This is a genomic window from Streptomyces sp. NPDC007205 (genome assembly GCF_040634095.1).
Classification (GTDB): domain Bacteria; phylum Actinomycetota; class Actinomycetes; order Streptomycetales; family Streptomycetaceae; genus Streptomyces.
The window spans coordinates 1-12,705 of the sequence record NZ_JBEYEW010000008.1; the positions used below are offsets into that span (position 1 = coordinate 1).

Consider the following 12,705-nt stretch of genomic DNA (forward strand, 5'->3'; position numbering starts at 1 on the left):
GTCCAGCGCGGTGGCGGTGATGGGCCGGGGCGGCCGGAGCCGGAGCGGCGGCCGGGGCGGCACCCGGGGCGCCGATGACGGCGAGCTTGGCGCCGACCTCGGCGGTCTCGTCCTCGTTCACCACGATCTCCAGCAGCACACCGGAGGCGGGCGCCGGGATCTCGGTGTCGACCTTGTCCGTGGAGACCTCGAGCAGCGGCTCGTCGGCCTCGACGGAGTCACCGACCGACTTCAGCCAGCGGGTGACGGTGCCCTCGGTGACGGACTCACCGAGCGCGGGCAGGACCACGTCCGTGCCCTCGGCGCCACCGGCCGGAGCGGCGGGGGCGGCCGGGGCCTCGGGGGCCGGGGCGGGGGCCGGGGCCTCAGCCACCGGAGCGGCGGGGGCGGCCGGAGCCGGGGCCTCGGCGGCGGCCGGGGCCGGAGCGGCTGCCGGCGCGCCGGTGCCGTCGTCGATGACGGCCAGCTCGGCGCCGACCTCGACCGTCTCGTCCTCGGCGACCTTGATGGAGGCCAGCACACCGGCGGCCGGCGAGGGGATCTCGGTGTCGACCTTGTCGGTCGAGACCTCGAGCAGCGGCTCGTCGGCCTCGACACGCTCGCCCTCGGCCTTCAGCCAGCGGGTGACAGTGCCCTCGGTGACGCTCTCGCCGAGCGCCGGAAGGGTTACGGAAACCGCCATGGTTTCGGTTGCTCCTAACGAATTGCGGAAGTCTGTGTCGTCGCGCCCGTTGACCGAAGGCTCAGTCGTGGGAGTGCAGCGGCTTGCCGGCCAGCGCCAGGTGCGCTTCGCCCATCGCCTCGTTCTGCGTCGGGTGGGCGTGGATGAGCTGGGCGACCTCGGCCGGCAGCGCCTCCCAGTTGTAGATCAGCTGCGCCTCGCCGACCTGCTCACCCATGCGGTCGCCGACCATGTGGACGCCGACCACGGCACCGTCCTTCACCTGGACGAGCTTGATCTCGCCCGCGGTGTTGAGGATCTTGCTCTTGCCGTTGCCCGCCAGGTTGTACTTCAGAGCGACGACCTTGTCCGCGCCGTAGATCTCCTTGGCCTTGGCCTCGGTGATACCGACGGAGGCGACCTCCGGGTGGCAGTACGTCACCCGCGGGACACCGTCGTAGTCGATCGGAACGACCTTCAGACCGGCCAGACGCTCCGCCACCAGGATGCCCTCGGCGAAGCCGACGTGCGCGAGCTGGAGCGTCGGGACGAGGTCACCGACGGCGGAGACGGTCGGGACGTTGGTCCGCATGTACTCGTCGACCAGGACGTAGCCACGGTCCATGGCGACGCCCTGCTCCTCGTAGCCCAGGCCCTGGGAGACCGGGCCACGGCCGACGGCGACGAGGAGGACCTCGGCCTCGAACTCCTTGCCGTCGGCGAGGGTGACCTTGACGCCGTCCTGGGTGTACTCGGCCTTCTGGAAGAAGGTGCCGAGGCTGAACTTGATGCCGCGCTTGCGGAACGCACGCTCAAGAAGCTTCGAAGAGTTCTCGTCCTCGACCGGGACGAGGTGCTTCAGGCCCTCGATGACCGTGACGTCCGAGCCGAAGGACTTCCACGCCGAGGCGAACTCGACGCCGATGACACCGCCGCCCAGGATGATCGCGGACTTCGGCACGCGGTCCAGGACGAGGGCGTGGTCGGAGGAGATGATCCGGTTGCCGTCGATCTCCAGGCCCGGCAGCGACTTCGGCACGGAGCCGGTCGCCAGCAGGACGTGGCGGCCCTGGACGCGCTGGCCGTTGACGTCGACGGAGGTGGGGGAGGACAGCCGGCCCTCACCCTCGATGTACGTCACCTTCCGGGACGCGATGAGACCCTGCAGGCCCTTGTACAGGCCGGAGATCACGCCGTCCTTGTACTTGTGGACGGCCGGGACGTCGATGCCCTCGAAGGTCGCCTTGACACCGAACTGCTCGCTCTCGCGGGCCTGGTCCGCGATCTCGCCCGCGTGCAGCAGGGCCTTGGTGGGGATGCAACCCCGGTGCAGGCAGGTGCCGCCGACCTTGTCCTTCTCGATCAGGGCGACGTCCAGGCCCAGCTGCGCCCCGCGCAGGGCCGCGGCGTAACCACCGCTACCACCGCCGAGGATCACTAGGTCGAAAACGGTGCTGGCGTCGTTCGCCACGTCACGTCCTCCATGCATGTGCGCCTTACGCCGGTCTCCGATGACCGGCGGGCGGCTGGTGTCCGGCCGCTTGATGCTTCGGCCCTTCGGTGGGGGCCCTGTCCTGCCGGGCTCCATCTTTGCACTTGTTCGAGGCGGACGAGACGCCGGGCTGGAGTGTGAGACACCCCACTGGAGCGCGCCGAAGGGGCGCGGGGAACTGCGCGAACGACCCCCACACCCCTCCAAGCCGCCGTACGACGGGCGGATCCGGGCCCTCAGCCGAGCATCAGCCCAGGTCACCCGCGGCCGTAAGCTCCGCCAGCCGCACCAGCGTACGCACCGCGGATCCGGTACCACCCTTGGGCGTGTACCCGAACGGCCCACCCTCGTTGAACGCCGGCCCGGCGATGTCGAGGTGCGCCCAGGTGATCCCCTCGCCCACGAACTCGCGCAGGAACAGACCCGCGACCAGCCCGCCGCCCATCCGCTCACCCATGTTCGCGATGTCGGCGACCTGGGACTCCATGCCCTTGCGCAGGTGCTCCGGCAGCGGCATCGGCCAGGCCGGCTCGCCGACCTCCTCCGCCGCCTCGAACACCGCGGAGCGGAACGCGTCGTCGTTGGCCATGACCCCGAAGGTCCGGCTGCCCAGCGCCAGCATCATCGCGCCGGTGAGCGTCGCGACGTCCACGATCGCGTCCGGGTTCTCCTGCGAGGCCGCCCACAGCGCGTCGGCGAGCACCAGCCGGCCCTCGGCGTCGGTGTTGAGGACCTCCACCGTCTTGCCGCTGTACATGCGCAGCACGTCACCCGGGCGCACGGCGGAGCCGGACGGCATGTTCTCGGCCAGCGCGAGCCAGCCGGTGACGTTGACCTCCAGGCCGAGACGCGCGGCGGCGACGACGGCGGCGAACACGGCGGCGGCACCGCTCATGTCGCACTTCATCGTCTCGTTGTGCCCGGCCGGCTTCAGCGAGATGCCGCCCGAGTCGTAGGTGATGCCCTTGCCGACGAAGGCGAGGTGCTTGGCCGCCTTCGGGTGCGTGTACGACAGCTTCACCAGGCGCGGGGTGGCCGCCGAACCGCCGCCGACGCCGAGGATGCCGCCGTAGCCGCCCTTGGCCAGGGCCTTGTCGTCGAGCACCTGCACCTTGAGGCCGTGCTCCTTGGCCGCGGTCTGCGCGAGGCCGGCGAAGACGGCCGGGGTGAGGTCGTTCGGCGGGGTGTTGATCAGGTCGCGGGCCCGGTTCAGCTCCTCGGTGACCGCGACGGCGCGGGCGACCGCACCCTTGTGGGCGGTGTCGCGCGGCTTGCCGCCGAGCAGCGCGGCCTCTGCCAGCGGCCCCTTGCCGTTCTTGGCGGCGGCACCCTTCGCCTGGCCGTTCTCCTTGTAGACGTCGAAGGAGTAGGCGCCGAGCAGCACGCCCTCGGCGATCGCGCCGAGGGCGCCCGGGCTGTCCACGGGCAGCGCGAAGGCGGCCTTCTTCGATCCGGCCAGCGCCCGGGCCGCCACGCCGGCGGCCTTGCGCAGCGCCTCGGCGTCGTAGCCCTCGTCGCCCGCGTTCTCGCTCTTGGTGTCCGGCTCCGCGCCCAGGCCGACCGCCACGACGAGCGGTGCCTTGAAGCCGGCCGGAGCGGGCAGCTTCGTCAGCTCGCCCTCGGCACCCGAGGCGCCGAGGGTCTCCAGGACGCCGGCCAGCTTGCCGTCGTACGCCTTGTCCACGGCCTCGGCGCCCGGCGCGACGACGGGGCCCTTGATGCCCTTGGCGACGCCGATCACAATCGCGTCGGCCCGCAGGCCGGGCGCCGCGGCGGTGCTGAGAGTCAGAGCAGTCACGGTGGTGAGATCTCGCTTCCGATGTGAAGTTGCTGTGGCCGAAGTGGGGTGGGTCGACCGGGCCCGAGAGCCGACCCTAGGTCCAAACCTGGGCGCAGGTGGCAACCGGGGCCTTCACCCTGTCGGCGAACACCCGGGACGAGACTACGCGCGTATGCCCGTTCGCTCATTCCTTCGGGTGTTCATCCGCGTGTGGCGTGGTGGCCACTCAATGCGCCCACGACCGAGGTTCCGGCCATCCGGTCGGCGAGGGAGCGGCGGCCGGGGAAGAACACCGTCAGCGCGTTGACCAGGAACAGCACCGCCGCGACCGCCCACACCAGCACCGACAGCGCGAAGTGCCCCTCGACCAGCAGCACACAGGCCAGCGCGTACACCGCGACATCGGCGGCGGTGGTGACCGCGGCCCGGCGCAGGGCGTGCCGGGACAGCCGCGGGGTGACCCGCAGGCCGAGCAGGCCCTTGCCGAGGGTGCGGCCGAGCCAGGTGAGGCAGGCCCACTGGTAGAGGAACGTGACGAGGACGAGCGTGCCGAAGGCCTCCTCGACGTCCAGCACCACCTTGTCCCAGAGGGACAGGCCGAGGTGCTCGGAGGCGCCGATGACGTCGCCGCGCGAGGTGACGAGGTCGAGGCCGCCCTTCGTCGCCAACCCGGGCACGTCGGTCACCAGCACGGTGATTCTGTGGAAGGTGAGGACGGCCAGCAGGGTGGCCGCGGTTGCGATGAGTGCGAAGTCTATGGACCAGGCCGTGAAGCGGCGCAGCTTCAGCACGGAATCCCCCCGATGCGTAACTCTGTTGTCCGTGTACGGGCGGAGATCCTAGTGCTCAGCGTCTGCCGGGACCGGTTGTCGGGCGGCTGCGGCCGCGGCTGCGTCGTGGCTGGTCGCGCAGATCCCCGCGCCCCGTGAGGGGCGCCTCAGCGGCCCAGGGCCAGAAGCACCAGCGCGGTCGTCGCCGCCGTCTCCTCCAGCGCGCCGAAGACGTCCCCGGTGACTCCGCCGAAGCGGCGCACGCAGCGGCGGAGGAGGAGCTCGGCGGCGGCGAGGGCCAGCAGCACGGCGACCGCGGCGCGCACGGCGCCGTACGGGCCGAAGGCCCAACCCCCCGCAGCCGAGACGAGCGTGACCGCCGCCGCGACCGCCGTCGCCCCCGCCACCGGCACCACCCCGGCCACCGCCGCGCCCAGCCCCTCCGGGCGGGCGGCCGGTATCCCTGCTCGGGCGGCCAGGGTGAGGGCCAGCCGAGCCGTGACGGCCGACACCGCGGCAGCCAGTGCGCCCCGGGCCCAGGAGTCGCCGTACAGCTGCGCCAGGACCGCGACCTGGGCCAGCAGTGTCAGGACGAGGGTGATGACACCGAACGGGCCGATGTCCGACTGCTTCATGATCCTGAGGGCGTCCTCCGCGGGCTTGCCGCTGCCCAGGCCGTCGGCGGTGTCGGCGAGCCCGTCGAGGTGCAGACCCCGGGTCAGGGCGGCGGGTACGGCGACCGAGGCGACCGCGGCGAGCAACGGGCCGGCGCCCAGGAGGAGCAGGAGCAGCCCGAGTCCGGCCGCGCAGGCGCCCACGACCAGTCCGGCGACCGGGGCGCCCAGCATGCCGCCGCGTGCGGCCTGCCGGTCCCAGCGGTGTACCCGGACGGGCAGCACGGTGAGGGTGCCGAAGGCGAAGCGGAGGCCGTCGAGAGGACTGGACTTGAGCACCGGCGAAGGTTATCCGGCGGTCGCGGAGCCGTCGTCCGCGCCCGGGGATAGGGTGCGCATATGGGGCACTGGTGGGCACGGAACATCGTCGAACCGGGCAAACTCCCGCTGCTGCTCGCCCTCGCCGCCTTCCTGCTGGCCTTCGTGATCACCCGGGTGATCACCCGGCTGATCCGGGCCGGCAAGGGCCCGTTCGGCAACGTCAAGGCGGGCGGGCTGCACATCCACCACGTCGTCCCCGGGGTGGTCCTCACCGTCGTCGGCGGATTCGGCGCGGTCGCCAGCGACCGGCACGGTACGGGCGGGGCCGTCGCCGCCGTCCTGTTCGGGACGGGTGCCGGTCTGGTCCTGGACGAGTTCGCACTGCTCCTGCACCTGGACGACGTCTACTGGACCGAGGAGGGCCGCAAGAGCGTCGAGGTCGTCGTGCTCACCGCCGCGCTCGTCGGGCTGCTGCTGGCCGGTTTCGCGCCGTTCGGCGTGAACGACCTCTCCCAGCAGGAACTGGCCGACCGGGGCACGGTCATCTCCAACATCGCCGGGAACTTCCTGCTCTCCCTCGTGGCCCTGAGCAAGGGCAAGGCCCGCATCGCGGTGTTCGGTGTGATCGTGCCGCTGGTCGCGCTCGTCGGCGCGATCCGGCTCGCCCGCCCCGGCTCCCCGTGGGCCCGCCGCTTCTACGGCCGCCGCCCCCGCGCCCGCGCCAAGGCGGCCCTGCGCGCCTACCGCCACGAACGCCGCTGGGCCCGGCCGCGCCGCGCTGTTCAGGACTGGATCGGCGGCAAGCCCGACCCGCGCCCGGTCCGGCTGCCCGGCCGCCGCTGACCGGCCCGCAGCAGACCGTCGTACGCGCGCTCCAGCCCGTGCCCGCGGCGGTGCCGCAGCGCCACCGCGAGGCACAGCATTCCCACGGCCATCAGCGCGGCCAGATGTTCCTTGCCCGCCAGGTTCTCCTTGAGCAGTACCTCGACGACCATCGCCAGGGTCACCGCGCCCGAGGTGAGGTAGGCGCCGTACCGCCAGCTCACGAACACGGCGACCCCCACCACCGCCGCCGACGGACCGGTGTCCACCACCTGCGCGTCCGTCCAGGGCAGTCCGAACGGGGCGTGGGTGCCGAGCGTGATGCCGATGCGGGCGTACAGCGTCCCGGCGAGCGTGGCGACGTAGGCGATGGTCAGCGTCCGCCACCAGCCGATGCACACCTCGGCGATCCCGAACACCAGCAGGATCTGCGCCAGCGCGCCCCACACCGGCAGATCCGGCGCCGGCACGAACAGCGACAGGGGAGTGCGCAGCAGGGCCAGCCACAGCGGGTCCTCGGCCCGTACGCCGCCCGCTTTCTGCACGAACTCGTAGCCCCACGACTGGTTCTGCACGTACTGCAGCAGGGCCGTCAGACACACCGCTCCGAGCGCCATCGGAATCGCCCGCAGGCGCCGCTTCGGCAGGGCCTCCCGTACGGTGACGTACAGCAGACCCCATTCCTCACGCGCCCAGCGGGCGAGCGTTCCCATCAAGCGTTCCTCATCCCCCGTGCGGTCATCTGTGCGCGCCGAGGTGCCTGCGGTGCAGCCACTTCGGCAGTCCGGGCGCCTCCAGGAAGCCTTCCGCGCGGGCCGAGGCGAGGCCGATGCGCAGCAGGTCCGCGCTCTTCTCGAAGAGCAGGAACCGCGGCTCCCAGATGGGCCGGTACTTGGCGTTGGCGCGGTACAGCGACTCGATCTGCCACCAGCGTGAGAAGAAGCTGAGCAGCGACCGCCACAACCTCAGCACCGGGCCGGCACCGAGGCGCGCACCACGTTCGAAGACCGAACGGAACATCGCGAAGTTCAGTGACACCTGGGTGATCTGGATCTCGCCGGCTCGCCGCAGCAGCTCGATGACCATGAACTCCATCAGCCCGTTCTCGGCGTTCCGGTCGCGGCGCATCAGGTCCAGGGACAGCCCGTGCGGCCCCCACGGCACGAAGGAGAGCAGGGCGCGCAGCCGGCCCTCGGCGTCCGTGCACTCCAGCATCACGCACCGCCCGTCCCCGGGGTCCCCGAGCCGGCCGAGCGCCATGCTGAACCCGCGCTCGGTCGCCCCGTCCCGCCAGTCGTCCGCGCGGGTCACCAGATACGCCATCTCGTCCGCCGGGATGTCCTCGTGGCGCCGGATCCGCACCTCGTAACCGGCCCGCTTCACCCGGTTGTAGGCCTGCCGGACCGTCCGCATCGCCCGGCCCTCCAGCGTGAAGTCGGCGACCTCCACGATCGCCTCGTCGCCGAGTTCCAGGGCGTTCAGCCCGTGCCGTGCATAGACGGTCCCCGCCTCCTCGCCCGCCCCCATCACCGCCGGGATCCAGCCGTGCGTCCGCGCCTCGGCCAGCCACGGCGTGATCGCCCCCGGCCAGGCCTCGGGGTCCCCGAGCGGATCGCCGGAGGCCAGGCTCACCCCGCCGACCACCCGGTAGGCGACGGCCGCCTTCCCGGTCGGCGACCACACCACGCTCTTCTCCCTGCGCAACGCGAAGTAGCCCAGCGAGTCCCGCTCGCCGTGCCGTTCCAGGAGGGCGCGCAGCTGTTTCTCGTCGTCCTCGGTGAGCGGGTCGACGGCGCGCCGGGAGCGGAAGGCGGCGTAGAGCACGGCGAGGACGAGGGCCGTGCTGAGCACGTTCACGGCGACGTTGGCCCAGTTCGGCGGGTCGATCCCCTGGAAGCGGGACTCGTCGGCGGCCACCGACACCAGGCGCAGGGTGCCGTAGTGCCAGCGCTCCGGGAAGGTCGAACGGGCCGCGTCCGGCGCCTGGTTGGTGACGGTCACCAGCAGCCCGGCGAGCAGACTGGCCACGAGCCCGCCGCCGACGGCGACCGTCGCCGCCAGCCGCGGGTTGGACCGGTCGCCCTTGGCGTAGAACTCCCGGCGGCCCGCCAGCAGCGCGGCGACGAACGCGGCCGTGAGGACGAGTGAGATCCAGTTCTGCGCGTACCGCTGGATCTCCGGGAACGCCATGGCGAGTGCGAACAGGGCGAGGAAGGAGCCGCTGAGCACGAGGTTGAGGATCCAGGCGGCCCGCTTTCTGCGCCGCATGGTGATGGCCAGGAACGCGGTGAAGACGCCCGAGGCGAAACCGGCCGTCAGCAGGTACGGCGTGAAGAAGTCGTCCTGGTTGTGCCGGCGCACGTCCTGGCCGAGCGAGACCCAGACCGCGCTGAGGAAGTTGATGAAGGCGACGGTCCGCAGATACCAGACGGCGAAGGCGGCGGCCCGTCGGGAGGTCCCGGTGGACCGCCGCCCCTCCTCACCCGTGCGCCCCGGCGCGGCCTGCTGCACGGCAATTCGGGCATCTCCCATGGGGCAGGATGATATGGGCGTTGCACGGGCCAACCGTACCTTTCCGGCTTCTGTGGCGTGCGTACGGTTCCACGGCCGGCCCGGTGCCGGTTCCGGTGGTGCCGAACCGGCCGGACCCGGCTACTCCTTCGCCTCTTCCGGCTCCTTCTCGGCAAGCCCCTCAGGCTCCTTCTCGGCAAGCCCTTCCGGCTCCCTCTCGGGAAGCTCGGCGGCCAGCGCCGCCGCGGCCCGGACCAACGGCAGCGCCAGCAACGCTCCCGCGCCCTCGCCGACCTTCACCCCCTGGTCCACCAGCGGCTCCAGGGCCATCCGGTCCAGTGCCTTCGCCTGCCCCGGCTCCCCGCTGTCGTGTCCGGCCAGCCACCAGTCCGGCGCCCGGAAGGCCACCCGCTGGGCGACCAGCGCGCACGCGGCGGCCACGACCCCGTCCAGGATCACCGGCAGCCTCCGCACCGCGCACTGCAGCAGGAACCCGGTCATCGCCGCCAGGTCCGCCCCGCCCACGGTCGCCAGCAGCTGCAGCTGGTCCCCGAGCACCGGCCGCGCCCGCCTGAGCGCGTCCCGGACCGCCGCGCACTTGCGCATCCACGCCAGGTCGTCGATCGCGAGCCCGCCCCGCCCGGTCACCACCGACGCGTCGGTCCCGCACAGCGCGGCGATCAGCACCGCCGCGGCCGTGGTCCCGCCCACGCTGATGTCGCCGAGCACCACCAGGTCCGTACCCGAGTCGGCCTCCTCGTCGGCGACGGCGACACCCGCGCGCAGCGCCGCCTCGGCCTCCTCAAGGGTGAGCGCGTCCTCGATGTCGATACGGCCGCTGCCGCGCCGCACCCGGTGCCGTACGACGTCCTCCGGGAAGGCGTCGGGCGCGCAGTCCAGGGCCATGTCCACGATCCGTACGGGCACCTCCTGCCGCCGCGCGAGCACGGACACCGGGCTCGCGCCCTCCAGCACGGCCCGCACCAGCTGCCCGGCACTGCCGGCGGGACGCGCCGACACGCCCAGTTCGGCGACTCCGTGGTCACCGGCGAAGAGGATCACCCGCGGCCGCTCCACGGTCCGTACCGGGACGGCGCTCTGCGCGGCGGACAGCCACTCGCCCAGCTCGTCGAGGCGTCCCAGCGCCCCGGGCGGCACGGTCTGGCGCTCCCGCCGGGCCTCGGCGTCACGGCGCACGCCCCCGTCCGGGCGCTCGATCAGATCGGTGAAGTCGTCCAGATTAAGCCTGCTCATTCGCCGAACAGTACCGCCAGAGAACGCACGCTTCCGCGCCACATCGCCACCACACCCCCGCGACGTCATTGCACCCAAGATCGGGATCCCATACGTTCCGGTTTGCAGCGGAATGTCGCACAGGGAGCCGCCCATGCCGACCTCGCCCTTCACACCGACGATCCCCCCGCGGTCGGCCGACCCGTTCCTCGAGCCGCGCCGCGAGAACTGCCCCTGGTGCGGCTCCGCACGGCTGCGCACCCGGGTGCGCGCCGGCGACCCCCTGCGCCACCGGCCCGGCAGGTTCGTCGTCGACCAGTGCCGTGACTGTGCCCATGTCTTCCAGAACCCCCGGCTCACGGCGGAAGGGTTCACCTTCTTCCACCGGGACTTCTACGAACGGCACCTGGAGGAGTTCACCGCCCGGATCCTGTCCGCCGACGCGGTCCGCCGCCGGCACCGCGCCACCGCCCGCAAGCTGTCGGCGCTGGCCGAGGCGGAGAGCTGGCTGGACGTGGGCACGGGCCACGCCCGCTTCCCCGAGGCGGCGAAGGAGTTCTTCCCGTACACGAGCTTCGACGGCCTGGACCCGACGGCCCGGGTGCAGCAGGCCCAGCTGGAGGAGCGGGTCGAGGAGGCCCACCGCGGCTACCTCTCCACGCCCGGAATGACGGCCCGGCTGCGCGCCCGCTACGACGTGGTCAGCATGTTCCGGCATGTGGAGCACGCACCCGACCCGCGCGCCGAACTCCGCGCGGCCCTGACGGTCCTCCGTCCCGGCGGCCACCTCGTCGTGGAAGTCGCCGACCCGCGCTGCGCGTTCGCCGCGCTGCTCGGCAGGCTCTGGTTGCCTTACGGTCAGCCCCGCCACCTGCACCTGATGCCGTTGGCCAACCTGCGTGCGGAGCTGGAGTCCCTGGGCTGCACGATCCTCGTCACGGACCGGCGCGCGCCCCACATCCCCTACGACCTCTCGGGTGCCGTCGCCCTGGCCTCGGCCCCGCATCCTCTGCTGAGGATTGCCGCGGCGCCCTTGCTGGACCTGGCGTCGGCCGTGGACCACATCCTGGCGCCCTTGTTCCGCCGCACCACGTTCTCCAACGCGTACAGAATCGTGGCCCGCAAGGACCGCGGCTGACTGCGGGGGTGCGGGGGCCGGTCACGCGGTTCCCCGCGCCCCCGGGGAGCTGCAGTGCCGTCGGCTCACCCGGCGCCTCCGCCGCAGGCGCGGGCAGGCGACCCGGCCCCCGGCCCGCTACCGGCGCCGGGTGCCCGCTCAGCCCCGGATCACCACGGCCTGCCCCGCCACCACCAGCAGAACCTGCTCGCACTCGTCGCCGAACGCCGCGTTCAACCGCCCCAGCTCATCCCGGTACCGACGGCCGGAGGCAGTCGCCGGCACGATCCCCGACCCCACCTCGTTGGACACGGCGACAACGGTCCGCCGAGTACGGCGCACCGCGCCCGTCAGCTCCCGCACCCGCTCCCGCAGGGACTTCTCACCCCCGCCCGCCCACTCCGCGTCGTCCCACGCCCCCACGGAGTCCATGACGTCCGTCAGCCACAGCGACAGACAGTCGATGAGCAGCGGCGGCCCGTCCTCGCGGAGCAACGGCACCAGGTCCGTCGTCTCCGCCGTACGCCACGACCCCGGCCGCCGCTCCCGGTGCACGGCCACCCGCTGCGCCCACTCGCCGTCCCCGCCCCGCGTCCCGCCGGTCGCCACGTACAGCACGTCCGGGAAGGTCTCCAGGCGCCGCTCGGCCTCCACCGACTTGCCCGAGCGCGCCCCGCCCAGCACCAGCGTCCGGCGCGGCACGTCCGGTACGTCCTCGTACGCGCCGACGACCAGCGTCGTACCGTCGGCGACCGCCCGCGCCCCGGCCGCCGCAAGCCGGCGCCGCAACTCCGGGCCGGGCGGCACATCGTGGTCGAGGTGGACGGCGATCACGTCCGTGGTCGGACCGGCGGCGCCGACCGCCCGCAGCCGGGCCAGCGCGTCCGGGCGGCCCACGACGTCCGCGAGGACCATGTCGTACGACTCCGCCGTCGCCTCCTCCAGACCGGCCGGCGCCCCGCCCGGCGGCAGATACAGCAGCCGCTGCCCGTCCGGCCCGGTCACGGCGTACCCGGTGCCGCCCGCGTCCATCGCCACGGCCCGCACCCGATGCCCCGTCAGCAGCGCCAACTCCCGCCCGTCCGGTACCCGCCCGGGCTGCGGCAGTCCGGCCGGCACCTCCACCACAGGCCCGTTGTGCGGATGGGACAGCAGCACCTGCCGTACCCCGGCCAGCGAATGCCCGGCCCGCGCCGCCGCGAACGCCGCGCCCGGCGTCAGATCGAGCAGCAGTGCCCCGTCCACCAACACGGCCGTGGCCGCCCGGGCGTCGGGCCCCAGCGCGGTCGCGCAGGCGGCGCAGGGGCAGTCGGGCCGGGGCAGTCCGGCAGGGGCGCCGGTACCGAGCAGAGTCACGTCCACGGACCGATTTTCGCCTGTCCGA

General features: G+C 72.9%; 11 protein-coding genes. 2 read left to right on the top strand and 9 right to left on the bottom strand.

The genetic code is table 11. The features are described from left to right. The 5 genes from ABZ624_RS15695 to ABZ624_RS15715 all read right to left on the bottom strand — a co-directional run. On the bottom strand, positions 1-682 hold a 682-nt coding region (locus ABZ624_RS15695; RefSeq protein ID WP_360087853.1), incomplete at its 3' end, for a biotin/lipoyl-containing protein. Between the two features lie 61 nt (positions 683-743). Beyond that, positions 744-2,132 (bottom strand): dihydrolipoyl dehydrogenase, encoded by a 1,389-nt coding sequence (gene lpdA, locus ABZ624_RS15700; protein ID WP_360087856.1) that lies wholly within the window; start codon positions 2,130-2,132, stop codon positions 744-746. 268 nt (positions 2,133-2,400) lie between these two features. After that, positions 2,401-3,951 carry a leucyl aminopeptidase gene (locus ABZ624_RS15705; protein ID WP_360087859.1) on the bottom strand — a complete coding sequence of 517 codons (1,551 nt, stop codon included), beginning with the start codon at positions 3,949-3,951 and terminating at the stop codon, positions 2,401-2,403. 182 nt (positions 3,952-4,133) lie between these two features. Beyond that, entirely contained in the window at positions 4,134-4,724 is a 591-nt protein-coding gene (locus tag ABZ624_RS15710; RefSeq protein ID WP_360087862.1) for an RDD family protein, read from the bottom strand. 146 nt (positions 4,725-4,870) lie between these two features. After that, positions 4,871-5,656 carry an adenosylcobinamide-GDP ribazoletransferase gene (locus ABZ624_RS15715; RefSeq protein ID WP_360087865.1) on the bottom strand — a complete coding sequence of 262 codons (786 nt, stop codon included), beginning with the start codon at positions 5,654-5,656 and terminating at the stop codon, positions 4,871-4,873. A 60-nt stretch (positions 5,657-5,716) separates the two neighbouring features. Here ABZ624_RS15715 and ABZ624_RS15720 point away from each other — a divergent pair, with 60 nt between their 5' ends. After that, positions 5,717-6,481, top strand: a complete 765-nt coding sequence (locus ABZ624_RS15720) for a hypothetical protein (RefSeq protein WP_360087868.1) — start codon at positions 5,717-5,719, stop codon at positions 6,479-6,481. Here ABZ624_RS15720 and ABZ624_RS15725 read toward each other — a convergent pair. The 3 genes from ABZ624_RS15725 to cobT form a co-directional block, all read right to left on the bottom strand. Then, positions 6,421-7,173 carry a hypothetical protein gene (locus ABZ624_RS15725; RefSeq protein ID WP_360087871.1) on the bottom strand — a complete coding sequence of 251 codons (753 nt, stop codon included), beginning with the start codon at positions 7,171-7,173 and terminating at the stop codon, positions 6,421-6,423. The two genes, ABZ624_RS15720 and ABZ624_RS15725, sit on opposite strands and share 61 nt — an antisense overlap. Before the next feature lie 25 nt (positions 7,174-7,198). Beyond that, positions 7,199-8,992: a phosphatidylglycerol lysyltransferase domain-containing protein gene (locus ABZ624_RS15730; RefSeq protein WP_360087874.1), complete on the bottom strand. Its 1,794-nt coding sequence runs from the start codon at positions 8,990-8,992 to the stop codon at positions 7,199-7,201. Between the two features lie 120 nt (positions 8,993-9,112). Then, on the bottom strand, positions 9,113-10,225 hold the full coding sequence (gene cobT / locus ABZ624_RS15735) for a nicotinate-nucleotide--dimethylbenzimidazole phosphoribosyltransferase (protein ID WP_360087877.1): 1,113 nt from the start codon (positions 10,223-10,225) through the stop codon (positions 9,113-9,115). A gap of 133 nt (positions 10,226-10,358) precedes the next feature. Here cobT and ABZ624_RS15740 point away from each other — a divergent pair, with 133 nt between their 5' ends. Then, positions 10,359-11,342: a class I SAM-dependent methyltransferase gene (locus tag ABZ624_RS15740; protein WP_360087880.1), complete on the top strand. Its 984-nt coding sequence runs from the start codon at positions 10,359-10,361 to the stop codon at positions 11,340-11,342. A 138-nt stretch (positions 11,343-11,480) separates the two neighbouring features. On the opposite strand, the gene ABZ624_RS15745 is transcribed toward ABZ624_RS15740, so the two are convergent. Then, on the bottom strand, positions 11,481-12,683 hold the full coding sequence (locus ABZ624_RS15745) for a bifunctional adenosylcobinamide kinase/adenosylcobinamide-phosphate guanylyltransferase (protein ID WP_360087883.1): 1,203 nt from the start codon (positions 12,681-12,683) through the stop codon (positions 11,481-11,483). Between the last annotated feature and the right edge of the window lie 22 nt (positions 12,684-12,705).